Origin of the sequence: Sphingomonas sp. TX0543, from assembly GCF_048565505.1 — a bacterium.
In the GTDB taxonomy this organism is placed as follows: Bacteria; Pseudomonadota; Alphaproteobacteria; order Sphingomonadales; family Sphingomonadaceae; genus Sphingomonas.
In genome coordinates, this window is record NZ_JBLZUS010000002.1 from 1,909,224 (window position 1) to 1,930,393 (window position 21,170).

General features: G+C 65.4%; 22 protein-coding genes. 10 read left to right on the forward strand and 12 right to left on the reverse strand.

The genetic code is table 11. The features are described from left to right. Positions 1-17 precede the first annotated feature (17 nt). Positions 18-581 carry a phosphoribosylglycinamide formyltransferase gene (gene purN, locus ACM61V_RS09760; RefSeq protein ID WP_137785686.1) on the reverse strand — a complete coding sequence of 188 codons (564 nt, stop codon included), beginning with the start codon at positions 579-581 and terminating at the stop codon, positions 18-20. Continuing rightward, positions 578-1,681 (reverse strand): phosphoribosylformylglycinamidine cyclo-ligase, encoded by a 1,104-nt coding sequence (gene purM / locus ACM61V_RS09765; RefSeq protein ID WP_137785685.1) that lies wholly within the window; start codon positions 1,679-1,681, stop codon positions 578-580. The genes purN and purM overlap by 4 nt, the downstream gene beginning before the upstream one ends. A gap of 64 nt (positions 1,682-1,745) precedes the next feature. Here purM and ACM61V_RS09770 point away from each other — a divergent pair, with 64 nt between their 5' ends. Genes ACM61V_RS09770 through ACM61V_RS09785 form a run of 4 tightly spaced genes read left to right on the forward strand, consistent with a single transcriptional unit; the run spans position 1,746 to position 7,233 of the window. Beyond that, the gene (locus tag ACM61V_RS09770) at positions 1,746-2,978 is read left to right on the forward strand and encodes a heavy-metal-associated domain-containing protein (protein ID WP_137785684.1); all 1,233 of its coding nucleotides are present in this window, start codon (positions 1,746-1,748) and stop codon (positions 2,976-2,978) included. Next, complete coding sequence (locus ACM61V_RS09775) at positions 2,975-3,598, forward strand: HdaA/DnaA family protein (protein ID WP_137785683.1); 624 nt, start codon at positions 2,975-2,977, stop codon at positions 3,596-3,598. Before ACM61V_RS09770 ends, ACM61V_RS09775 begins: the two co-directional genes overlap by 4 nt. Then, positions 3,595-5,772, forward strand: coding sequence for an RNA degradosome polyphosphate kinase (locus ACM61V_RS09780; RefSeq protein WP_137785682.1), 2,178 nt, complete (start codon positions 3,595-3,597; stop codon positions 5,770-5,772). The genes ACM61V_RS09775 and ACM61V_RS09780 overlap by 4 nt, the downstream gene beginning before the upstream one ends. 9 nt (positions 5,773-5,781) lie before the next feature. Continuing rightward, positions 5,782-7,233 (forward strand): Ppx/GppA family phosphatase, encoded by a 1,452-nt coding sequence (locus tag ACM61V_RS09785; protein WP_137785681.1) that lies wholly within the window; start codon positions 5,782-5,784, stop codon positions 7,231-7,233. Between the two features lie 6 nt (positions 7,234-7,239). Here the strand turns inward: ACM61V_RS09785 and ACM61V_RS09790 are convergent, their stop codons facing one another. After that, positions 7,240-7,527, reverse strand: coding sequence for an I78 family peptidase inhibitor (locus ACM61V_RS09790; protein WP_137785680.1), 288 nt, complete (start codon positions 7,525-7,527; stop codon positions 7,240-7,242). After that, positions 7,524-8,702 carry a ribonuclease D gene (gene rnd, locus ACM61V_RS09795; RefSeq protein WP_137785933.1) on the reverse strand — a complete coding sequence of 393 codons (1,179 nt, stop codon included), beginning with the start codon at positions 8,700-8,702 and terminating at the stop codon, positions 7,524-7,526. The genes ACM61V_RS09790 and rnd overlap by 4 nt, the downstream gene beginning before the upstream one ends. 131 nt (positions 8,703-8,833) lie before the next feature. On the opposite strand from rnd, the gene aspS reads away from it, so the two are divergent. Both aspS and ACM61V_RS09805 read left to right on the forward strand, forming a co-directional pair. Further along, a complete protein-coding gene (gene aspS / locus ACM61V_RS09800) occupies positions 8,834-10,654 on the forward strand; it encodes an aspartate--tRNA ligase (protein ID WP_137785679.1) in 1,821 nt (606 codons plus the stop codon). A 44-nt stretch (positions 10,655-10,698) separates the two neighbouring features. Continuing rightward, a complete protein-coding gene (locus tag ACM61V_RS09805; protein ID WP_137785678.1) occupies positions 10,699-11,469 on the forward strand; it encodes a polyphosphate kinase 2 family protein in 771 nt (256 codons plus the stop codon). Positions 11,470-11,489: 20 nt separating this feature from the next. Here the strand turns inward: ACM61V_RS09805 and ACM61V_RS09810 are convergent, their stop codons facing one another. Beyond that, positions 11,490-12,119: a carbonic anhydrase gene (locus tag ACM61V_RS09810; RefSeq protein WP_137785677.1), complete on the reverse strand. Its 630-nt coding sequence runs from the start codon at positions 12,117-12,119 to the stop codon at positions 11,490-11,492. 54 nt (positions 12,120-12,173) lie between these two features. Here ACM61V_RS09810 and lipA point away from each other — a divergent pair, with 54 nt between their 5' ends. Both lipA and ACM61V_RS09820 read left to right on the forward strand, forming a co-directional pair. Then, positions 12,174-13,091, forward strand: a complete 918-nt coding sequence (gene lipA / locus ACM61V_RS09815; protein ID WP_137785676.1) for a lipoyl synthase — start codon at positions 12,174-12,176, stop codon at positions 13,089-13,091. Beyond that, positions 13,078-13,560: a type II toxin-antitoxin system RatA family toxin gene (locus ACM61V_RS09820; RefSeq protein WP_137785675.1), complete on the forward strand. Its 483-nt coding sequence runs from the start codon at positions 13,078-13,080 to the stop codon at positions 13,558-13,560. The genes lipA and ACM61V_RS09820 overlap by 14 nt, the downstream gene beginning before the upstream one ends. Here the strand turns inward: ACM61V_RS09820 and ACM61V_RS09825 are convergent. From ACM61V_RS09825 to ACM61V_RS09835, 3 genes are read right to left on the reverse strand one after another with little or no spacing between them, the layout of a single operon-like run. Further along, entirely contained in the window at positions 13,497-14,024 is a 528-nt protein-coding gene (locus tag ACM61V_RS09825; RefSeq protein WP_137785674.1) for a CinA family protein, read from the reverse strand. The genes ACM61V_RS09820 and ACM61V_RS09825 overlap by 64 nt on opposite strands. Further along, positions 14,021-14,548 carry a hypothetical protein gene (locus ACM61V_RS09830; RefSeq protein ID WP_137785673.1) on the reverse strand — a complete coding sequence of 176 codons (528 nt, stop codon included), beginning with the start codon at positions 14,546-14,548 and terminating at the stop codon, positions 14,021-14,023. Before ACM61V_RS09830 ends, ACM61V_RS09825 begins: the two co-directional genes overlap by 4 nt. Further along, positions 14,545-15,669, reverse strand: coding sequence for a bifunctional 2-C-methyl-D-erythritol 4-phosphate cytidylyltransferase/2-C-methyl-D-erythritol 2,4-cyclodiphosphate synthase (locus tag ACM61V_RS09835; RefSeq protein WP_137785672.1), 1,125 nt, complete (start codon positions 15,667-15,669; stop codon positions 14,545-14,547). The genes ACM61V_RS09830 and ACM61V_RS09835 overlap by 4 nt, the downstream gene beginning before the upstream one ends. A gap of 268 nt (positions 15,670-15,937) precedes the next feature. On the opposite strand from ACM61V_RS09835, the gene ACM61V_RS09840 reads away from it, so the two are divergent. Beyond that, positions 15,938-17,227, forward strand: a complete 1,290-nt coding sequence (locus tag ACM61V_RS09840; RefSeq protein WP_137785671.1) for an MFS transporter — start codon at positions 15,938-15,940, stop codon at positions 17,225-17,227. Here the strand turns inward: ACM61V_RS09840 and rsmD are convergent. Together rsmD and ACM61V_RS09850 are read right to left on the reverse strand one after the other, a co-directional pair. After that, positions 17,224-17,763, reverse strand: a complete 540-nt coding sequence (gene rsmD, locus ACM61V_RS09845) for a 16S rRNA (guanine(966)-N(2))-methyltransferase RsmD (RefSeq protein WP_137785670.1) — start codon at positions 17,761-17,763, stop codon at positions 17,224-17,226. The two genes, ACM61V_RS09840 and rsmD, sit on opposite strands and share 4 nt — an antisense overlap. Beyond that, a complete protein-coding gene (locus ACM61V_RS09850) occupies positions 17,760-18,770 on the reverse strand; it encodes a pseudouridine synthase (protein WP_212742160.1) in 1,011 nt (336 codons plus the stop codon). The genes rsmD and ACM61V_RS09850 overlap by 4 nt, the downstream gene beginning before the upstream one ends. Positions 18,771-18,876: 106 nt before the next feature. Between ACM61V_RS09850 and ACM61V_RS09855 the strand changes: the two genes are divergently transcribed. After that, positions 18,877-19,308 (forward strand): response regulator, encoded by a 432-nt coding sequence (locus tag ACM61V_RS09855; protein WP_137785932.1) that lies wholly within the window; start codon positions 18,877-18,879, stop codon positions 19,306-19,308. Between the two features lie 2 nt (positions 19,309-19,310). On the opposite strand, the gene ACM61V_RS09860 is transcribed toward ACM61V_RS09855, so the two are convergent. After that, positions 19,311-19,745, reverse strand: a complete 435-nt coding sequence (locus tag ACM61V_RS09860) for a DUF6628 family protein (RefSeq protein WP_137785668.1) — start codon at positions 19,743-19,745, stop codon at positions 19,311-19,313. Between the two features lie 68 nt (positions 19,746-19,813). Continuing rightward, positions 19,814-21,163, reverse strand: coding sequence for a bifunctional folylpolyglutamate synthase/dihydrofolate synthase (locus ACM61V_RS09865; RefSeq protein ID WP_137785667.1), 1,350 nt, complete (start codon positions 21,161-21,163; stop codon positions 19,814-19,816). Positions 21,164-21,170: the final 7 nt, after the last annotated feature.

Consider the following 21,170-nt stretch of genomic DNA (forward strand, 5'->3'; position numbering starts at 1 on the left):
CGCGCACGGCGGACGCGTCAGCGCGCCAACCACTCGGCGAGGACGCGCGGGTAAAGGCGATGTTCCTCCGCCAGCACGCGCGCGGCAAGCGTTTCGGCGTCGTCCCCGGGCAGGATCGGTACGCGGGCCTGACCCAGCACCTCGCCGCCGTCGAGTTCCTCGGTGACGACATGTACCGAGCAGCCGGCTTCTGCATCGCCGGCCGCGATGGCGCGCGCATGGGTATCGAGGCCCTTGTACCTCGGCAGCAGCGAGGGATGGATATTGACGATGCGCCCGCGCCAGCCGGCGACGAATTCGTCCGACAGCAGCCTCATGTAGCCCGCGAGCGCGATATATTCCGCGCCCGCCCGCCGGAGCGCCGCGTCGAGCGCGGTCTCATAGGCCGCCTTGCCGATGTCCTTGGGCGAGAGCGCGAAAGTGGGGATACCACGCTCGCGCGCCCAGGCGAGACCGGCGGCGTCCGGCTTGTCGGAGGCGACGACGACGATCTCATAGGCGTCACCCGCCGCCGCGACCAACGATTGCATATTCGATCCGCGCCCCGAAACGAGGATCGCGACTTTGGCCGGGGAGTTCATGCGTTGTGCGTCGCCGTCCAGCCGGCCCGCGCGCTCCAGGTTTCGACCGAGCCGCGCACCGTGCAGCCTCGCTCCCCGGCGGCGATCGTTCCAATGCGGTGGGCGGTTTCGCCGGCGGCTTCGAGCGCGGCGATGACCGTGTCCGCGACATCGGGCGCGACGATCGCCGCCATGCCGATGCCACAGTTGAAGGTGCGCGCCATCTCTTCCGGCTCGATCGCGCCCTGCGCTTGCAAGAAGGCCATGAGGCGCGGCTGGGGCCATGCATCCGCATCGATCAGCGCATGACGCTCCGCAGGGAGCACACGTGGAATATTCTCCAGCAGTCCCCCGCCGGTGATATGAGCCAGCCCCTTGATCCGCCGGTCACGCACTAGCGGCAGCAGGCTTTTCACATAGATGCGCGTGGGGGCCATCAACGTATCGATCAGCAGGCGATCCTGATCGAACAGGGCGGGGCGATCAAGCCGCCATCCCTTGTCGGCGGCGAGCCGGCGAACGAGCGAAAAGCCGTTGGAGTGGACGCCCGACGAGGCGATGCCGAGGATCACGTCTCCCACCGCGATTTCCCGCCCGGTGAGCACTTCGTCCCGCTCGACCGCGCCGACGCAGAACCCGGCGAGATCGTAATCGCCATCGGCATACATCCCCGGCATTTCCGCCGTCTCGCCACCGATCAGTGCGCATCCGGCGATTTTGCACCCTTCCGCGATCGAGGCGACGACCTGTTCCGCAACCCCGTTATCGAGCCGGCCGGTCGCGTAATAATCGAGGAAGAACAGCGGCTCCGCGCCCTGGACGATCAGGTCGTTCGCGCACATCGCGACCAGATCGATCCCGACGCCCTCGTGCCGCTCGTGCTCGATCGCAAGCTTCAGCTTGGTGCCGACGCCGTCATTGGCGGCCACGAGCAGAGGATCTCTGAACCCTGCGGCGCGCAAATCGAAGAAGCCGCCGAATCCGCCGAGATCCGCATCCGCCCCCGCCCGGCGCGTCGCGCGGGCGAGGGGGGCTATTGCGCGGACCAGGGCATTTCCGCCGGCGATCGAAACGCCGGCATCGGCGTAGGTATAAGACGTATTGCGACTATCTGTGGTCATATGCTGTGCGACTAGCCATATCTCGCTTGGATTTCCACGCTTGCTTCGCCAAAAGGCGGGCAAGATGCGTCTTCGCCCGATTTTCCTCGCTCCCGCCATCGGCGTGATACTGCTTGGCAGCGGGATCGGCATCGCGCAGATCGAAGGCGGCGATCGCGGCGTCGCGCCGATCGACAGTTCGTCGGATTTTGAAGTCAGCGGCGTGGCTGTCGATGTGTCCGCCAAGGATGCCGATGCCGCGCGCTATGGCGGCTGGCGGCTGGCGCAGCGCAAGGCGTGGGTGCAACTGTCGAAGCGTCTGGGCGCCGGTGGCGGTCTCATTGCGGACGGCACGCTCGATTCGCTCGTGTCCGGCATCGTTGTCGAGAACGAGCAGATCGGTCCGAACCGCTATATCGCGAAGCTGGGTGTGCTTTTCGATCGCGCGCGGGCGAGTGCTGCACTCGGCGTCAGCAATTATGTCAGCCGCTCCGCGCCGATGGTCGTGATCCCGGTGATGTGGACCGGCGGCACGGCGACAGTATTCGAACAGCGCACACCGTGGCAGGAGGCCTGGGCACGCTTCCGCACCGGCGGCAGCACGGTGGATTACATTCGCCCCGTCGGCAACGGCGCGGACCCGCTGCTGCTCAATTATGGACAGACGCAGCGGCCGGGGCGTGGCTGGTGGCGATCGGTGCTCGATCAATATGGCGGCAGCGATGTGCTGATGCCCACCGTCAGTCTTTCCCGCCAATGGCCGGGTGGCCCGATCATCGGGGTGTTTCAGGCGCGGGGAGGACCAGATAACCGGCTGTTCGGCCAGTTCGCGCTGCGCGTCGGCTCGCCAGCCGGGCTTGGGCAGCTGCTCGACGTCGGTGTGAAGCGGCTCGATGATCTTTATCAAACAGCGCTGAACAGCGGGGCGCTGCGGCGGGATCCCGGCCTTGCCTATGTCGCGCCGGTGGCGGCGACCGCCGAAACGGCGGCACCGGACGACTCGCAGCCGGTCGACGGCCTTACAGTGGGCGGTACGACGATCTCCGTGCAGTTCGATTCGCCAGGGGCGGCGGCGGTGAATGGCACTGAGGCGGCAATGCGCGGCGTGCCCGGGGTTTCAAGCGCGGCAACGTCCAGCCTGGCGCTCGGCGGTGTATCGGTGATGACGATAACCTATGGCGGCACCCCCGACGCCTTCCGTGCCGCGCTCCAATCCCGCGGCTGGCAGGTGTTGGGCAACGGCACCACGCTCCGCATCCGCCGCGCGCCCCAATTGCTCCCGCCGGACGTGGCGGCGGACAACGCGACCGCCGGATGAACCAGATCGCGCTGCCGCTGGAGTGGCCCGCCGATCCCCGCGACGAGGAGTTTCTGGTCACACCCTCGAACGCGCGTGCGGCACATATGGTGGAACATTGGGGCGCGTGGCCGGTGATGACCGCGCTGCTCACCGGCCCGAGGAAATCGGGGCGCAGCCTGCTTGCCCGCATCTTCGCCTCGAAAAGTGGCGGCGCGATCATCGACGACGCGGAAAAGCGCTCCGAAACCGAACTTTTCCACGAATGGAACCGCGCACAAGCCGAGCGCAAGCCGCTGCTGATCGTTGCGGATGCCCCGCCACCCGAGTGGCGGATCAAGCTCCCAGACCTGCGGTCGCGTCTGGGCGCCTCGCCGGTGGCCACGATCGGCGCGCCAGACGACGAGTTGATGCGGGTGCTGCTGGGGCGGCAGTTCCTGCGGCGCGGGCTGGATGCGCGACCCGATCTGATCGACTGGCTGGTAACGCGGATCGAGCGTAGTCATATTGCTGTCATGCGAACGGTGGATGCGCTGGACCAGGAGGTGCTGGAGCGCCGCAAGCGGCTGTCGATCCCGCTGGCGCGCACCACACTTGCCGCCGCCGCCCTTATCCCGCTCCCGACGACGGATTACGAATGACCCGCCCAGCCCATATCGCCGCCAGCATCCGCGAAGACGACGATCCGTTCGAGCCGAGCACGTCGGGGCGTTATTTCAATCGCGAGCTTTCGTGGCTGGCGTTCAACCGGCGCGTGCTGGAGGAGGCGTGCAATCCTGCGCATCCGTTGCTGGAACGGTTGCGGTTCCTGTCCATTTCCGGCTCGAACCTCGACGAGTTCTTCATGGTTCGCGTCGCCGGGCTGAAGGGGCAACAGATTCTGGAGGTGGAGGCGCGCTCCGCGGACGGGCTGACGCCGACCCAGCAGCTGAACGCAATCACCGCGGCGGCGGACAAACTGCTGATGGATCAGGAGACCGTATGGCGCGATATCCGCCATGCGCTGGCTGATACCGGTCTTCAGGTGCTGGGCTCGAGCCGGGTCGATGCGGTGCTCTCGGCGGAGGAGATCGCATGGCTGGAAACGCATTTCCGCGAGCAGCTTCTGCCGATCCTGACGCCGCAGGCGCTCGATCCTGCGCATCCCTTCCCGTTCATGCCCAACAAGGGCCTGGCGGTGATGTTCGATCTGATGCGGCTCTCCGACGACGAGCCGATCCGTGAACTGGTGATGCTTTCCGCGTCGATGCGTCGTTTCGTCAGGCTGCCGGGTGAGCAGGCGCGCTACGTGGCGATCGAATCGATCGTCAAGCGGTTCTCGCACGTGCTGTTCCCCGGTTATCGTGTGCTCGGCGCGGCGGAATTTCGCGTGCTGCGCGATAGCGATATCGAAATCGAGGAAGAGGCGGAGGATCTTGTCCGCTACTTCGCCAATGCGATCAAGCGGCGGCGGCGCGGGCGGGTCATCCGTCTGGAGCTGGAAACCGGGATGCCAGATGCGCTGGAAAACGCGCTGCGCGGTGAACTGGGCGAGGCCGGCGCGCTGATTACCGAGAGCGGATCGTTCCTGGGAATCGGGGATCTCGATCAGCTTTACGAAGAAGATCGGCCAGATCTGAAATTTCCGCCATTCACACCGCGCTTTCCCGAACGCATCCGCGAGTTCGGCGGCGATTGCTTCGCCGCAATCCGCTCGAAGGACATCATCGTCCACCACCCTTACGAGACGTTCGACGTGGTGCTGGCCTTTCTGAAACAGGCTGCGAACGACCCGGACGTGGTGGCGATCAAGCAGACGCTGTATCGCGCCGGCAAGCAGTCCGCGGTCATCAACGCGCTGATCGCCGCTGCGGAGGCGGGCAAGTCCGTGACGGCGGTGGTCGAATTGAAGGCGCGCTTCGACGAGGAGCAGAACATGCTGTGGGCCAGCGCGCTCGAGCGCGCCGGCGTGCAGGTGGTCTATGGCTTCATCGACTGGAAGACCCATGCCAAGATATCGATGGTGGTGCGGCGCGAGGGCGGGCAGTTCCGCACTTACTGTCATTTCGGCACCGGCAATTATCACCCGATCACCGCACGCATCTATACCGATCTCAGTTTCTTCACCGCCGATCCGCGCATCGGGCGCGATGCGGCGCAGGTGTTCAATTACATCACCGGCTATGTCGAGCCGCAAGGGATGGAGCTTCTCGTCATCTCCCCGCGCGGTCTGCGTGACCGGCTGATCGAACTGATCGACGCAGAGATCGCCTTCGCACGTGCAGGCAAGCCTGCGGCAATCTGGGCGAAGATGAATTCGGTGGTCGATCCTGCGATCATCGAGAAGCTCTACGAGGCGAGCGGGGCCGGGGTGGAGATCGATCTGGTCGTGCGCGGCATCTGCTGCCTGCGCCCGAAGGTGCCGGGAATGTCGGATAACATCCGGGTGAAATCGGTGATCGGGCGCTTCCTTGAGCACAGCCGCATCGCGTGTTTCGGCAATGGGGCGGCATTGCCCAACGATGGGGCGCATGTGCTGATCTCATCGGCAGACTGGATGCCGCGCAATTTCGATCGCCGGGTCGAATATATGTTGCCGCTCATCAACGAGACGGTTCACGATCAGGTGCTCGATCAGGTAATGGTGGCGAACCTTATCGATGACGAGCAAAGCTGGGAGCTGGAGCCGGACGGCAGCTACGTTCGCCTGAAGCCCGGTGACAAACCATTCAACCTCCACCGTTATTTCATGACCAACCCGTCGCTTTCCGGGCGCGGCGCGGCGCTCGCCGAGGGCGGCGAGGTGCCGACCCTTTCGCTCCGCCGGCAGGGCTGAGGAACCCCGGTGGCGGCGCCGCGCACGGCGATCATCGATATCGGATCGAACTCGATCCGACTCGTCGTCTATCAGGGGCCGGCGCGGCTGCCGGCGATCCTCTTCAATGAAAAAGTGCTCGCGGGGCTGGGAAGAAGCCTGGCGCAGACCGGCGCGATCGATGCGGAAGCGATGGCGGCGGCGGAGATCGCGCTTGCCCGTTTCGAGGCGCTGACCCGGGAGATGCGGTGCGACACGGTTCGCACCGTCGCAACGGCGGCTGCACGAGATGCCGCCAACGGCGACGACTTGCTGGCGATCGCGGCGCAACACGGCCTGACCGTGGAACTGCTTTCCGGGGAGCAAGAGGCGCGGGCGGCAGGGTATGGCGTGATTTCCGCGATACCCGGTGCGGATGGAATCGTCGGCGATCTTGGCGGCGGCAGCCTCGAGCTTGTCCGCGTCAGGGACGGGGCGATATTGCAGCACGCATCCTTCCCGCTCGGCGTGCTGCGTATCGCGGCACTCCGCGAAAAGGGCGGTCTGGACCGGAGGGTCGGAAAATTGCTGCGCGATGCCGGATGGGGCGGGGCGGGCAAGGGGTTGCCGCTGTATCTCGTCGGCGGATCATGGCGCGGGCTGGCGCGGCTCGACATGGACCGGACCCATTATCCGCTGCCGATCATCCACGAATATGCGATGACCGCGGAAACGGTGACGCGGCTGGGGCGCACGATATCGCATCTTGCAAAGGGACGGCTGAAGGCAGTGCCTGGCCTGTCCACCGGCCGGATCCCGACCTTGGGCGATGCGGCGGCGGTGCTGACCTCATTGCTCAAGCACCTGAAAAGCCGGGGCACGATCGTTTCAGCTTACGGCCTGCGCGAGGGATTGCTCTATGGCGCGCTGGATGAGCGGACGCGCGCGCAGGACCCCTTGGTGGTCGCAACGCGCGACGAGGGGCGGCGGGCGGGCCGCTTCCCCGAACATGGCGATCTGCTTTACGAATGGATCGCGCCGCCGTTCGCCGGTGAATCCGGCGCGGATGCGCGGCTGCGCCATGCCGCCTGCCAGCTTGCCGATGTGGGCTGGCGCGCGAACCCGGAATTCCGCGCCGAGCGCGGAATGGAGATCGCCCTTCACGGCAATTGGGTCGGCGTCGATGCGCGCGGCCGTGCGATGATTGCGCAGGCGCTGTGGACCGGGCTTGGCGGGAGCACCGCGAGCGCGCCGCCACTGCCGCTGCTGGCCAGCGATCTCGATCTGCGACGCGCGGTTGGCTGGGGGCTTGCGATGCGGCTCGGCCAGCGGTTGTCCGGTGGGCTGGCGGGGCCATTGCAGCGCTCGCATCTGTCAATCGATGCCAAAACGCTCACGCTTGATCTGAATTCCGAGGATCAGGGCCTTTATGGCGAAGCGGTCGAGAAGCGGCACAATGCGCTGGCGGCGGCGCTGGGCCGCGCGCCGATCGTCACCGCGTGAAGATTGTCATCCGCAGTTGAGGCTGCGGATGATGTTGCGCTCGCCAACGTTGATGTTCAGCCGGTCCGCCCGAAAGTCCATTGTCGCCGCCTGACCGGGATAGAGCACGCGAACGCTACGGGCGCCGGCGGCGCGTTGTGCCTGGCGGACGAGCGCAGGGCGGAACGGGGCACCGACGAAGCGCTGCGCCGGGCCGGCGCGACATTCGCGTACCGGCCCCGGCATCCCGGGGCGGTCATCGACGCAGCCGGCGAGCGCAATCAGCGGCAGCGCGGCGAAAAGGGCCTTGGTCATGCGGCAGTCCCCTCTGTTCGTGTCATCTTGAGCTTGCCACTCTGGACCGCGAAGCCGAGCCTTCCCTCGACCAGATCGAGTGCGTCACGCCCGAACTGATCATAGCGCCAGCCGGTGAGAATCGCGAGGCCTTCACGCTGCCCGGCCGCCAGCGCCTCCAACTCTTCGCCGCGCGCGAGCAAGCGCGGCGCGACATCGATATCGCGCGCGCGAATCTTCAGCAGCAGTTTCAACAGATCGGCGACCAGCGAGCCTTCCTTGCCCAGCCCCGGCTTGCGATCGTCGCGCGGCGGCATCTCGCTGGCGGGCATCGGCGCAGCCTCGGCGATCGCGGTCATGAGGCGCTTGCCGATATCGTTCGAGGCCCAGGTTGCGGAAAGCCCGCGGACCTTCGACAGGTCGGCCTGTTTCTTCGGCGGATGGCCGGCGAGATCGGCCAGCGTTTCATCCTTCACGATGCGGCCGCGCGGCAGATCCTTGCTGCGGGCTTCCAGCTCGCGCCATTTGGCGATCGCCTTCAGCCGCCCCAGCACATCGGGCTTGCGACCGGATATCCGCACGCGCTTCCACGAAAGCTCGGGATCGTTCGCGTAGTTCGCCGGATCGGCGAGCCGCTCCATCTCCTGATCCAGCCACGCGCCACGCCCGGTCTTTTTCAGGCGTTCGAGCATCTTGGGGAAGATGTTCGAAAGGTGTGTCACGTCGCCGATCGCATAATCCACCTGCCGCTGATCGAGCGGGCGGCGCGACCAATCGGTGAAGCGCGCGCCCTTGTCGATCTGGATACCGAGCCAGCTATCAACCAGGTTCGAATAGCCGATCTGCTCCCCCTGACCGAGCGCCATCGCCGCCACCTGTGTGTCGAACAGCGGATAAGGAGTCTTGCCGGTCAGGTTGTAGATGATCTCGATATCCTGGCCGCCGGCGTGGAATACCTTCAGGACTTCCTCATTATCGACCAGCAGATCCAGCAACGGCGCCATATCGAGCCCCGGCGCCTTTGGATCAATGGCCGCTGCCTCTTCGGTATCGGCGATCTGGATCAGGCACAGCTCGGGCCAGTAGGTGCTTTCGCGCATGAATTCGGTATCGACGCAGATGAAGGGGGCGTCTGCGAGGCGCGCGCACAGATTGGCGAGCGTCGCATTGTCGGTGATCAGCGGGTGAACATGCATAAGCCGCCGCCCATAGCCCCACGCGCGCGCCTTGACAAAGCGTGGATGGAAGGGGAGGGCGCGGGCTTTCATTTACCCGCCATTCCGGCGGCCCCCGTTCCGACGGGGTGATGCCAGTCAGAGATCACAAGATGCACGCCTACCGCACCCATAATTGCGCCGCGCTGACCGCCGCGAATGTCGGCGACGCCGTTCGCCTTTCGGGCTGGGTTCATCGCAAGCGCGACCATGGCGGCGTATTGTTCGTCGATCTGCGCGACCATTACGGGCTGACCCAGATCGTGGCGGACAGCGATTCGCCCGCGCTGCCGGTGCTGGAATCGCTGCGCACCGAATCGGTCGTCACGATCGACGGCAATGTGAAGAAGCGTTCCGACGCGACGATCAATCCCAACCTCGCCACCGGTGAGATCGAGGTATTCGCAACCGCCGTGACCGTCCAGTCGGTGGCACAGGAACTGCCGATGCCGGTCGCGGGAGAGGCGGAATATCCGGAAGATATCCGCCTGCGCTATCGCTTCCTCGATCTGCGGCGCGAAAAGCTGCACGCCAATATCATGCTGCGGTCAGCGGTGATCGCCTCGATCCGCAAGCGGATGATCGACCAGGGCTTCACCGAGTTCCAGACGCCGATCCTGACCGCTTCCAGCCCCGAAGGCGCGCGCGACTATCTCGTTCCCAGCCGTGTGCACCCCGGCAAATTCTATGCGCTGCCGCAGGCCCCGCAGATGTTCAAGCAACTCCTGATGGTTGCCGGCTTCGATCGCTATTTCCAGATCGCGCCCTGCTTCCGCGACGAGGACGCGCGCGCCGATCGCTCGCCGGGAGAGTTCTATCAGCTCGATTTCGAGATGAGCTATGTCACGCAGGAAGACGTGTTCGCCGCGATCGAGCCAGTATTGCACGGCGTATTCACCGAATTCGCGGACTGGCAGGGCAAAGGGCGCACCGTCAGTGCCCTGCCGTTCCGCCAGATACCGTATCGCGAGTCGATGCTGAAATACGGCAACGACAAGCCGGACCTGCGCAACCCGATCCTGATTTCCGATGTCTCCGCGCATTTCGCCGGGTCCGGCTTCGGCCGCTTCGCCGCGATCGTCGAGGCCGGTGATGTAGTCCGCGCTATCCCCGCGCCGAAAACGGCGGAGAAATCGCGCAAGTTCTTCGACGATATGAATGCCTGGGCGCAGGCGGAAGGGTTCGCGGGGCTCGGCTATGCGACGCGCAAGGGCGGCGAATGGGGCGGCCCGATCGCGAAGAACCATGGCGAGGACAAAATGTCCGCGCTGGCCGACGAACTCGGGCTCGGCCCGGACGACGGCATCTTTTTCGCCGCTGGCAAGGAAGGACAGGCAGCGAAGCTCGCCGGCCTCGCCCGCACGCGCGTGGGCGAACAACTCGGCCTGATCGACGAAAGCCGCTTCGAATTCTGCTGGATCGTCGATTTCCCGATGTTCGAATATGACGAGGACAACAAGAAGATTGATTTCAGCCACAACCCGTTCAGCATGCCGCAGGGCGAACTGGACGCGCTGGAGACCAAAGACCCGCTCGATATCCTCGCCTATCAATATGACATCGTTTGCAACGGCGTAGAGCTGTCTTCCGGCGCGATCCGAAATCACCGGCCCGAAATCATGTACAAGGCGTTCGAGATTGCCGGGTATAGCCGCGAGGACGTCGATACGAACTTTGCGGGGATGATAAACGCGTTCAAATACGGCGCGCCGCCGCACGGCGGCTCCGCGCCCGGCATCGATCGCATCGTGATGCTGCTCGCCGATCAGCCCAACATCCGCGAGGTGATCGTCTTCCCGATGACGCAGAAGGCGGAAGACCTGATGATGGGGGCGCCCAGCTTCGTTTCGGCCAAGCAGCTTCGCGAACTCAATCTTCGCTCCACCGCCGATATCGCCAATGTGGACAAGGCGGTGGCACCGGGCGCCGGATGAGATCATGTCTGGCGTCAGGCGCGCTTTCACGGCAGGCTGGCGCAATGATCGATCTTGCCGATTATGAGAAGGGAAAACCCTACCGGGGTAATTACCGTCGCGATCTCGCCAAGCTGCAGCAGCGGCTGAGGAAGATACTGGTCGCCCATATCGAGCATGCGCGCCCCGCAGTCGTGATGCTGGAGGGCTGGGATGCGGCGGGGAAGGGCGGTATCATCCAGCGGCTCGTGAGCACCTGGGATCCCCGTCATTTCGAGGTCTATCCGATCTCAGCACCGACGCCAGAGGAAAAGGCGCATCCCTTCCTCTGGCGCTTTCGCAACAAACTGCCCGCACCGGGCGACGTCACGGTATTTGATCGCAGCTGGTACGGGCGCGTGCTGGTGGAGCGGGTCGAGGGCTTTGCGACCCGCGCGGAATGGAAACGCAGTTACGGCCAGATCAACGATTTCGAGACGCGGCTAGTCGATTCGGGCACGACGCTGGTGAAGCTGTTTGTCCATGTCGGGCAAAAGGAGCAGGACAAGCGCCTGCGCGAACGCATCGATGATCCCTGGAAACGCTGGAAAACCGGGTTGGAGGATTATCGCAACCGCGCCAAGCGCGCCGACTATCTGGAGGCGATGCACGAGATGTTCGAGCGCACCGATACCGGCGCCGCCCCGTGGCATGTGATCGACTGCAACCACAAGAAGGCTGGCCGGATAGCGGCGCTCACGGTGGTGGCGGACGTTTTGTCCGCCAACGTGCCGATGGATCCGCCCACGCTCGACCCGGAACTGGCCCGCATCGCGCACGAGGCGCTGGACGGGTAAACGGGCTGCCTCTCGCCGGGTCAGGCGGGCGCGAACTCGCCGTCCGCGCCCATGACCCACAGCACGCCGCCACGGATCGAGAACCATGCGCCGCGCAACGCAAGCTGCCCCGCGGCTTCCGCCTCGCGCACGCAAGGGAAACTGCGCAGGTTGGCGATGCTGACCCGTACGGTTTCAAGCTCAAGCTGGTGTGCGGCTTCCTCACCGTCTCCATATTGCGCGGCGACGCGATCCCGCGCTTCGTCCAGCATGTCGATCCAGCGCGCGATGAAGCCGCCTTCGCCCGGCTTCGCCTCTTCGAAGCGGCGGGTAAGCGACGCATGGACGCCCCCGCATGATCCGTGGCCCATGACGACCACTTCCTGCACCTTGAGCTGCGTCACCGCGAATTCCAGCGCGGCCGATACGCCGTGGCGACCGCCACCCAACTCGAACGGCGGCACGAGGTTTGCGACATTGCGCACGACGAAGATTTCGCCCGGGGACACGTCGAAAACGGTCGCCGGATCGGTGCGGCTGTCCGAACAGGCTATCACCATCACCTTGGGGCTCTGCCCCTCCGACAATTCGGCCCAGCGCTCGCGCTGTTCGATCCAGCCATGTTCGCGGAAACGCCGATATCCGGCGACGAGATCGGTAAAGTCGGTCATGACGCCGCTCTTAGCGCGTTGTCTCGCCCGTGTGCAGACGCTATCTGCGCTGTCATGAACGAGATGTCCCCCGTCACTGCGCCGCGCACCCGCAAGCCTGACTGGATCCGTGTGAAGGCGCCGACCTCGACCGGCTTCGCCGAGACCAGGCAACTCATGCGTCGCCTCAACCTGGCGACCGTATGCGAGGAAGCGGCCTGCCCGAACATCGGGGAATGCTGGACGAAGAAACACGCGACGGTGATGATCCTCGGCGATACGTGCACCCGCGCCTGCGCCTTCTGCAACGTCAAGACGGGTATGCCGCGGGCGGTCGATCCGCTCGAGCCGGAGCATGTCGCGGTCGCGGCGGCGGAGCTGGGGCTGGAGCATATCGTCATCACCTCGGTCGATCGCGACGATCTGCCGGATGGCGGCGCGTCGCAGTTCGTGAAGGTGATCGAGGCGCTGCGCCGCAACACGCCGAACACGACGATCGAGATTCTGACACCCGATTTCCGCAACAAAGCGGATCGCGCGGTCGAGTCCATCGTGGCGGCGCGGCCCGACGTGTATAATCACAACCTTGAAACCGTGCCGCGGCTTTACCCCACGATCCGGCCCGGCGCCCGCTATTACGCTTCGCTGCGGCTGTTGGAGAGCGTGAAGCGGCACGATCCGTCGATTTTCACGAAATCCGGCGTGATGGTGGGCCTCGGCGAAGAGCGGCTGGAAGTGCATCAGGTGATGGATGACATGCGCTCCGCCGACATCGATTTCCTGACGATGGGGCAATATCTCCAGCCGACGCCGCGCCACGCGAAGGTCGCAGATTTCGTCACGCCCAAGGCGTTCGATGCTTATGCCGCAATCGCCCGGGCCAAGGGCTTCCTGCTGGTAGCCGCTTCGCCGCTGACCCGATCCAGCTACCACGCCGGTGACGATTTCGCGAAGATGAAGGCGGCGCGAGAGGCGCAGTTTGCCAAAGCATAAGGAAACGCGCCGGCTGCCCTATACGAGCGAGCAGATGTTCGATCTGGTCGCCGATGTGGCCCGGTATGCGGAATTCCTGCCGTGGGTGATCGCGATGCGCGTGCGCAGCGATAGCGCGGAGGAGACGATCGCCGACATGATCGTCGGCTTCAAAGGGCTGCGCGAAACGTTTACCTCGCGCGTTGTGAAGCAGCGGCCAGGCAAATTGCATGTCGATTACGTCGACGGTCCACTCAAGTTCTTGCACAATGACTGGACGTTCCGACCCGACGGCGACGGGTGCTTCGTGGATTTTTCGGTAGACTTCGCGTTCAAGAACCGGGTGTTCGAAATGATGGCAGGTCAGGTCTTCGCGGCGGCACTGCGCCGGATGATCGGCGCGTTCGAGGATCGCGCCAGGGCGCTTTACGGCCCTGGAGCGTCGCCTGAGACCGGCATTAACAGATCGAGCGCGCACAACGCGGCCTGAAGCCGGATACCGCTACGGCCGATATCGCCGAACAGGTGCTTGTCCGCCACCACATCTGCCGGATCGCCGACCCGCTCCGCACGCGCAAAGACGACCGTCCCGACCGGCTTCTTTTCCGATCCGCCCCCGGGGCCGGCGATGCCTGTTATGGCGACAGCAACATCGGCATGCGTCACTTCCAGCGCGCCCTGCGCCATGCTCCACGCGACCGCGATCGATACCGCGCCGAACGTATCGATCACGTCGTTGCTGACGTGCAGCAGGGCGTGCTTGGCCTCGTTCGAATAAGTGACGAGGCTTGCCTCCAGCACATCGGACGAGCCGGGAATTTCGGTCAGCGCGGCGGCGACGAGCCCGCCGGTGCAGCTTTCCGCCACGGCGATGCGGCGGCCTGCCGCGCGATTGGCCTCGATCACCCGCGCTGCGGCCTCAACGAGTTCGGCTGGGAGGAAGCTGTCCGTCATTGTGATGAGGCCGCGCATACGGGAAGGTCGGGAACGGCGGCAACCTGCTTCCCGCGCGCCTTGCGGGTCTTGAGATATTGCAGCGTCGCCACGATGATCCCGGCGGTATTACGCGCGGGCAGCGGCTCGAGCAGAGTCACCAGCCGATCGATCGTGGGGCAGTCCGCGGACTGGACGTGACCGACAATCTGCGGCGCAAAGATCGAGGTTAGCAGCGGCCGCGCATAATCGGATTGGAGCAACAGATCGACCGCCGGGTCGCTCAGCTTGACGATCGCCGCACGAGCAGCGGGCCATGCCGAGTCGGCGGCGCTCTCATACCGGGCGAGAAACGCGCTCGTGGGCCTGCGAACAAGGCTGGCGGCGGGAAGGGCGGTGCAGACCCGGCCGGTTTCACGGATGATATCCGGCATCGCAACGAGCGCTATCGCTTCGGCGTCGGCTGCTGACAGGCATGGCGTCTGTGCCGCTGCGATACCCGGCAGCGTGGCGAGCGCCAGCGAGGCGGCGATACGGGCGATCATAAGGTCGTCGCCGGCAGGGACGCGGTGACGATCGCCTGAGCCGCGATACCCTCGCCCCGACCGGCGAAGCCCAGGCGTTCTGTGGTAGTTGCCTTCACGCTGACCCGATCGATCGACAGCGCGAGAAGTTCCGCGACACGTGCGCGGATCGCGTCCCGATGCGGGCCGATCTTCGGGGCCTCGCAGATCAGCGTGAGATCGACGAATGTCATCCGGCCGCCCCGGGCCGCAAGCAGCGATAGGGCGTGGCGCAGGAACTGCCCCGATTCGGCCCCGCGCCATTGCGGATCGCTCGGCGGGAAATGCATGCCGATATCGCCCGCCGCGATCGTTCCGAGCAGCGCATCGGTGATGGCGTGGAGCGCAACGTCGGCGTCGCTGTGCCCTGAAAGGCCCTGATGATGCGGGATCAGCACGCCGCCGAGCCAGAGCTCCTCACCATCTTCGAGCCGGTGAACATCGAACCCCAGCGCAGAGCGGGTTTCCACGCCCGTCCGCCCTTCCACCGCCGCGATATCGCCCGGATAGGTGATCTTTTCCAGCATCCGATCGCCCTGCACCAACGCCACCGATCCGCCAAGCGCACGGACCATCTGGGCGTCGTCGGTGGCCTCCCCGCCGCTCCACCGGCGGTGCGCTTCCGCGAGACGATCGAAGCGGAATGCCTGTGGCGTTTGTACGCGGTGCAGCGACTCGCGGGATACCGTGCGGCCGTCGTCGTGCACAAGCGTATCGGCAAGCGGCAGGACGGGCACGGCGCCGTCGTTCGAATCCAGCGCGGCGAGCACCCGATCGATAACCGCAGCGGGAAGGAACGGGCGCGCCGCGTCATGGACCAGCACGCGATCGGCTCCGGCGAGCGCGGCGATCCCGGCCGCAACCGATTCGCGCCGCGTCGCGGCGCCTGTCACGAAGCGCGCGTCGTGGAGTGCTTCCGTCAAAAGCGATTCCTGTCCCTCGCCAATCACCACCAGCACCTCGTCTATGCACGGATGGCTCCTGAGCGCATCATAACCCCAGGCGAGCATCGGACGACCGCGGATCGGCAAATATTGCTTGGGAAGCGTCGTGCCCGCCCGTTCTCCACGGCCGGCAGCCACGATGATTGCAACGGTCCTCATGGCGCGGCGCCTTAGGCCTGTCGAACGCGCCGGGCAATGGATGGTGGTGCCGGAGAAAATCCGGGGCGGCCAGACAGGGGGAACGGCCGCCCCGTAGTTCAGGGAACAGCCGGGAAAAGGGAGGGCCCGGCCATGTCGACGCCGAGGGGACGTCGTCGACGTTCCTAGCGCTAGAGGTGACATGTTGCGGGAATGTGTCCGCGGCGAACGATCGTGTTTCCGCCGCGAAATGTTGACGCGGGCTGGGGCAATGCGGAAGGAAGATGACATGACATCGGCCGCATCCACCCGCCGCATCCTGATCGCCAGCCTAGTGGGCACGACGGTCGAATTCTATGATTTCTATATTTATGCGACGGCCGCCGCGCTGGTTTTCGGCCCGCTGTTCTTTCCGGCGGAAAGCGCATCGGTACAACTGCTTTCCTCCTATGCCAGCCTCGCCGTTGCCTTTGTCGCACGGCCGGTCGGGGCATGGGTATTCGGGCACTACGGCGACCGGATCGGGCGGAAATCGACGCTTGTCGCCTCGCTGATGCTGATGGGCGGTTCGACGCTCGCGATCGCATTCCTTCCCACCTTCGCGACGATCGGATGGTGGGCGCCGATTTTGCTGTGCTTTTTGCGGTTCGGGCAGGGCTTTGGGCTGGGCGGCGAATGGGGCGGTGCGGCGCTGCTCGCTGTCGAGAATGCTCCGCCAGGATGGCGCGGGCGTTACGGCATGGTGCCGCAACTCGGCGCGCCGATCGGTTTTATCGCGGCGAATGGGCTGTTTCTGGTGCTCGGGCTGACGATGACGGCAGAGGACTTCATGGCATGGGGCTGGCGCGTGCCGTTCCTGCTCTCGATCGTGCTGGTCGGGCTTGGCCTGTGGGTGCGGCTGCGGATCGCGGAGACGCCGGCGTTTGCGAAAGTGCTGGAGGAAGGCGCGCCACCCGCCGTGCCGATGGGCGAACTGCTGCGCAATCACTGGCGGCCAGCGCTCGGCGGCACGTTTGGAGCGATCGCCTGTTTCGCGGTCTATTATATCGCGACGGCGTTTGCGCTCGGCTACGCGACCACGACACTCGGGATCGATCGCCAGACGTTCCTGGCGCTCCAGCTTGGCGCTATCCTGTTCATGGCGGTCGGCATCGTCCTGTCGGGTATCTGGGCTGACCGCACCTCGCCCGCGAACGTGCTGATCTGGGGATGTATCGGTGCGATCGTCGCGGGGTTCGTGCTGGTGCCCGGTCTCGGCTCAGGCACGCTGCCGACCATCTTCAGCGCGCTGTCGTTCGCGCTGCTGGTGATGGGCTTCGTCTATGGTCCGCTGGGTGCGTGGCTGCCGGGGCTTTTTCCGGCGCGGGTGCGCTATACCGGCGTCAGCCTTGCCTTCAACATGGCGGGGATCATCGGAGGAGGGCTGACGCCCGTGGTGGCGCAATGGCTTTCGCAGCGCGGCGGCGGGATCGCTTCGGTCGGTCTGTATCTCGCCGTGGCGGCGCTGCTCAGCCTGATCGCGCTGATTGCGTTGCGGCCGCGGCGCGGGGTGCTGCCGATGGTGGTCGAGGGTCCCTAGGCCAGGCGCAGGAGCGTCAGCCGCGCGCGCCCGTGCCTGCGATCCGCGTCGATCGTGAATCCGGTCACGTCGACCGGCTCGTTGTGCGCGGTCTCGATGCTCACCCAAGTCGCCGGTCCGATCCAGCCGAGCCGCGCCAGCCGGTCCAGCGCGACATTCCCAGCGCCGGTGGCATAGGGCGGGTCCATCATCACGACGTCCAGTGGCTGGTTCGACAGCGCGAGCGACAGAACGGAGGTAGCGCGTACTTCCGCGCCGGTCGCACCCATCTTGGCGATATTGGTGCGCAAGGCGTCCAGGGCGGGCTTGTCCTGCTCGACAAACACGCAACGTTCGGCGCCGCGTGACAGCGCTTCGAGGCCGAGCGCGCCTGATCCCGCGAACAGATCCGCCACCGCGAGCCCCTCGAAACTGCCAACGCGACTGGCGAGCATCGAGAACAATGCCTCACGCGTGCGATCGGCGGTCGGGCGGGTGGTGTCGCCCTTCGGCGCGACGAGCGGGCGTCCGCGCCACTGACCGGCGATGATCCTCATTTGCGTGGCTTTCCAGGCCCAGGCCGCGGCTTCGGCCTGGCCCAGCCGGCCTTGCGCTGCGGCGGCCGCGCAGGACGCGCGGCGGGCGTGGCGCCGGGCGGACTGCCGGGACGCGGCTTGCCGTCGGTCGCGGGCGCCGGTGCGGTAGCTGTTGAAACCGGGCGAGCGGGGCGCGGTCCGCCGGCGTCTGTCTTTCGTCGTGGGCGCGACGCGGGTGAGGAGGCGGATGCGGTCACGGCGATCGCGCCAAGCTGCAGCCCCTTGCGCTCGAGCGATTGGCGAAAGGCGACCAGATCGTTCTGTCGTATCTCACCGATCGCCCCGACCGGAAGGTCCGCCAGCACGAATGGGCCGTATCGAATGCGGATCAGGCGATTCACCTCCAGCCCGAGATGTTCGAGAACGCGGCGGACCTCGCGGTTCTTCCCTTCGGTAAGGATCATCTCGATCCACAGATTGGCACCGGTGCGACGCTCGATATTGGCATCGATCGAGCCATAGCGGATGCCATCGATCTCTACGCCCTCGATCAGCGATTCGAGCTGTTGCTGCGAAACCTGGCCGAAAGCGCGCGCCCGATAGGCGCGCTCAACGCCGGTAGCGGGTAACTCAAGCTGGCGCTTCAATCCGCCGTCGTTGGTCATCAGCAGCAGGCCCTCGGTATTATAATCGAGGCGACCGACCGGGACCAGGCGTGGAAGATCGCGTGGCAGACGGTCGTAGATCGTCGGCCGCCCGCGCGGATCGCGCTCGGTTGTGAGCACGCCCGATGGCTTGTGAAAGATGAAGAGACGGGGCGGCGGCGTTTCCGCCACCGGCTCGCCATCGACCGTCACGCCGTGAAGCGATGTGAGCAACGTTGCGGCGGTCGTGAGAGCCACGCCGTCCTTTGCGACGCGCCCCTCGGCGATCATCCGCTCCACCTCGCGGCGGGAGGCTATTCCGGCGCGCGCCAGGAGCTTTGCGATGCGGTGAGTGGGGCGCTGGTCTGAAGAACGGCTCGGCATGACGCGGCTGATACATTGCTTGCGTTGCGTGCGCGAAAAAATTTGCGTCGAATGTGAAATCGCCGCGTTAAGGCGAGAGGGCACAGCAGGCGGCATGATACACACGATGTTGTTCGGGCGTAAAAAGCGGCGGATCACGCGCCTTCTGCTGGTCGAGGACGAGCCGCTCGTCGCTTTCGACGCAGAGCATCTGCTAATCGATGAAGGGTATGAGATCGTCGCCACTGTCGATTCCGTCGGGCAGGCCGTGGCGATCATCGACCGCGAGAACGAGATCGATCTGGTGCTCGTCGATGTAGAGCTGGCGGACGGGAGCGGCCTGGATGTAGCGCGAGCCGCGAACGCGCGCGGCGTACAGGTGCTGTTCGTAACGGGTAATCTGCCCGCGGAAGCGCAAACCCTGGCGGCGGGCTGCCTCGCCAAGCCGTTTGCGCAGCGCGATCTGCTGGCGGCGATCCGCGCGATCGAGGCGCTGCTTGATGGTGCAGCGCCACGTCGGCTTCCGAATGGGCTTCGGCTCTTCGCTTCCGCCGCCTGAGACTAGCGAAAGACGGGGCGACCTTCATCGGCAAATGCGGCGGCAACCGCGGCGGCGCTGGCCAGCACGCTATCGGGACGACGAACACCGATCAGATCCGCGAGCAACAGGGCGGCCGTCTCCGGCGCGGTTTCGACCCGCGCGATAATCGTGAGCAGACTCGACTCGGCGATCGTCATCCGCGCGCAACAGCAAGGTGCGATCGCGATCGGCAGGGCAGCGTTTCCCGCCAGATCGGCCATCAGTGCGCGCAGCAACGTGAGCGGCCGGCGAAAGCGCTCCCGAAACAGCGTGAAGATCGCATGGGCGGCACGCGCGTCTGAAAGGCCATGCGCTCCCATCCGCCTGATCGCGAACAAGAGCGTGCGTGCATTCGCGCAAGGGGGCAGCGGATAGGGAAGCGCTGCCGAAGCTAGGGCGGTTGAAGGCAGGGACATATGGAGCGATTCCTCTCGCTCGCGATCCTGATATTTCCGCTACTGCAAGTCAATCGCAATTAAATCGATCAGTTCGGCAATTCGTCGTTTGCCGCCAGAACTTCACCGGCGAGATAGAGCGAACCGGCTATCAATACGGATTCACCGATACCCGATTGTGCCAGAAGCTCGACCGCATCGATTACGCTCGCCGCTATCCCCGCAGAGGCTGCGCCATATCGTTCTGCTATGCTGACCAAAGTGGCAGGCTGGTGACAGGCGTGGCCGGGTACGGGGATCGCAATCACGTGGCAGTCGGCCCGGTTGCCGATCAAATGGCTGAGCACGCCCTCCGCATCCTTGTTCGCAAGCATGCCGATGATGATGGTGGTCGGCGCGTCGGGACCCCACGATCCGGCGATCGCGGCGGCGGCGGATGGGTTGTGCGCGCCATCAAGCCACACGCCGTGGCGGCGCTGATTAGGTTGCAGACGATCGACCAGCGGGCCGTTGCCCAGCCGCTGCATCCGGGCTGGCCAGCCGGCGCCAGCAATACCGGCCGCGATGGCGGGGGTGTCAATCGTGAACAGGTGCTGGTGTCGCAGCATGGCGACCGCGAGGCCCGCGTTTGCCGATTGATAGGCCCCGACCAAGGCGGGTTGCGGAAGCGTGATGTCGCCGTTGCTATCACGATAGCGAAGCGTATCCCGTTCTTCCCTGATCTCCCATGCCACCCCGCGCGCGATAATCGGTGCGCGGCGTTCCTCAGCGACCGCCGCAATGCTCGCAGCCACGGACGGCGGATAATGCTGCGTTACGAGCGGCACGTTCGCTTTGGCGATTCCCGCTTTTTCGAAACCGATACGGTCAAGCGGCGCGGGAGGGGTGCCCTCTTCGGGCACAAGCAGGAAGGCTTCATGATCTATGCCGAGAGCCGCGATGCCGCAGACGAGCGGCGCCGGGATCACGTTGGTCGCGTCCAGGCGACCGCCCAGCCCGACTTCGATCACACAGACGTCCGCAGGAATGCGGGCGAAAGCAAGAAAAGCGGCGGCGGTAGTCACCTCGAAGAAGCTGGCGCCGAGATTTCCGCCGGCGTCCAGCACCTCCGCCAGCAGCCAGGCGAGCGCGGCGTCGTCAATCAACTGCCCCGCAAGCCGGATACGCTCGTTGAAGCGAACGAGGTGCGGGCTTGTATAGGCATGCACCTGCAAGCCCGAGGCCTCGAGCGCCGCCCGCAAGAAGGCGCAGGTCGATCCCTTGCCGTTGGTGCCGGCGACATGGAAAACCGGCGGCAAGCGCAAATGCGGATTGCCGATGCGATCCAGCAGCCGGGTGATCCGCTCCAGCCCGAGCACGTCCGCGCCAGGCGATAACGACCACAGGCGATCAAGCTGCGCCTGCACCGCCGGATCGGCCGAAATCGCATGATCGGCCATGACCGCG

Coding starts and splice junctions, on each gene's coding strand:
- ACM61V_RS09835 (WP_137785672.1), bottom strand. CDS start 15,669: ATGAGGACCGTTGCAATCATCGTGGCTGCCGGCCGTGGAGAACGGGCG.
- ACM61V_RS09805 (WP_137785678.1), top strand. CDS start 10,699: ATGATCGATCTTGCCGATTATGAGAAGGGAAAACCCTACCGGGGTAAT.
- lipA (WP_137785676.1), top strand. CDS start 12,174: ATGAACGAGATGTCCCCCGTCACTGCGCCGCGCACCCGCAAGCCTGAC.
- rsmD (WP_137785670.1), bottom strand. CDS start 17,763: ATGAGGATCATCGCCGGTCAGTGGCGCGGACGCCCGCTCGTCGCGCCG.
- ACM61V_RS09780 (WP_137785682.1), top strand. CDS start 3,595: ATGACCCGCCCAGCCCATATCGCCGCCAGCATCCGCGAAGACGACGAT.
- ACM61V_RS09860 (WP_137785668.1), bottom strand. CDS start 19,745: ATGTCCCTGCCTTCAACCGCCCTAGCTTCGGCAGCGCTTCCCTATCCG.
- ACM61V_RS09830 (WP_137785673.1), bottom strand. CDS start 14,548: ATGATCGCCCGTATCGCCGCCTCGCTGGCGCTCGCCACGCTGCCGGGT.
- purM (WP_137785685.1), bottom strand. CDS start 1,681: ATGACCACAGATAGTCGCAATACGTCTTATACCTACGCCGATGCCGGC.
- purN (WP_137785686.1), bottom strand. CDS start 581: ATGAACTCCCCGGCCAAAGTCGCGATCCTCGTTTCGGGGCGCGGATCG.
- aspS (WP_137785679.1), top strand. CDS start 8,834: ATGCACGCCTACCGCACCCATAATTGCGCCGCGCTGACCGCCGCGAAT.
- ACM61V_RS09840 (WP_137785671.1), top strand. CDS start 15,938: ATGACATCGGCCGCATCCACCCGCCGCATCCTGATCGCCAGCCTAGTG.
- ACM61V_RS09865 (WP_137785667.1), bottom strand. CDS start 21,163: ATGGCCGATCATGCGATTTCGGCCGATCCGGCGGTGCAGGCGCAGCTT.
- rnd (WP_137785933.1), bottom strand. CDS start 8,702: ATGCATGTTCACCCGCTGATCACCGACAATGCGACGCTCGCCAATCTG.
- ACM61V_RS09810 (WP_137785677.1), bottom strand. CDS start 12,119: ATGACCGACTTTACCGATCTCGTCGCCGGATATCGGCGTTTCCGCGAA.
- ACM61V_RS09850 (WP_212742160.1), bottom strand. CDS start 18,770: ATGCCGAGCCGTTCTTCAGACCAGCGCCCCACTCACCGCATCGCAAAG.
- ACM61V_RS09790 (WP_137785680.1), bottom strand. CDS start 7,527: ATGACCAAGGCCCTTTTCGCCGCGCTGCCGCTGATTGCGCTCGCCGGC.
- ACM61V_RS09825 (WP_137785674.1), bottom strand. CDS start 14,024: ATGACGGACAGCTTCCTCCCAGCCGAACTCGTTGAGGCCGCAGCGCGG.
- ACM61V_RS09775 (WP_137785683.1), top strand. CDS start 2,975: ATGAACCAGATCGCGCTGCCGCTGGAGTGGCCCGCCGATCCCCGCGAC.
- ACM61V_RS09855 (WP_137785932.1), top strand. CDS start 18,877: ATGTTGTTCGGGCGTAAAAAGCGGCGGATCACGCGCCTTCTGCTGGTC.
- ACM61V_RS09770 (WP_137785684.1), top strand. CDS start 1,746: ATGCGTCTTCGCCCGATTTTCCTCGCTCCCGCCATCGGCGTGATACTG.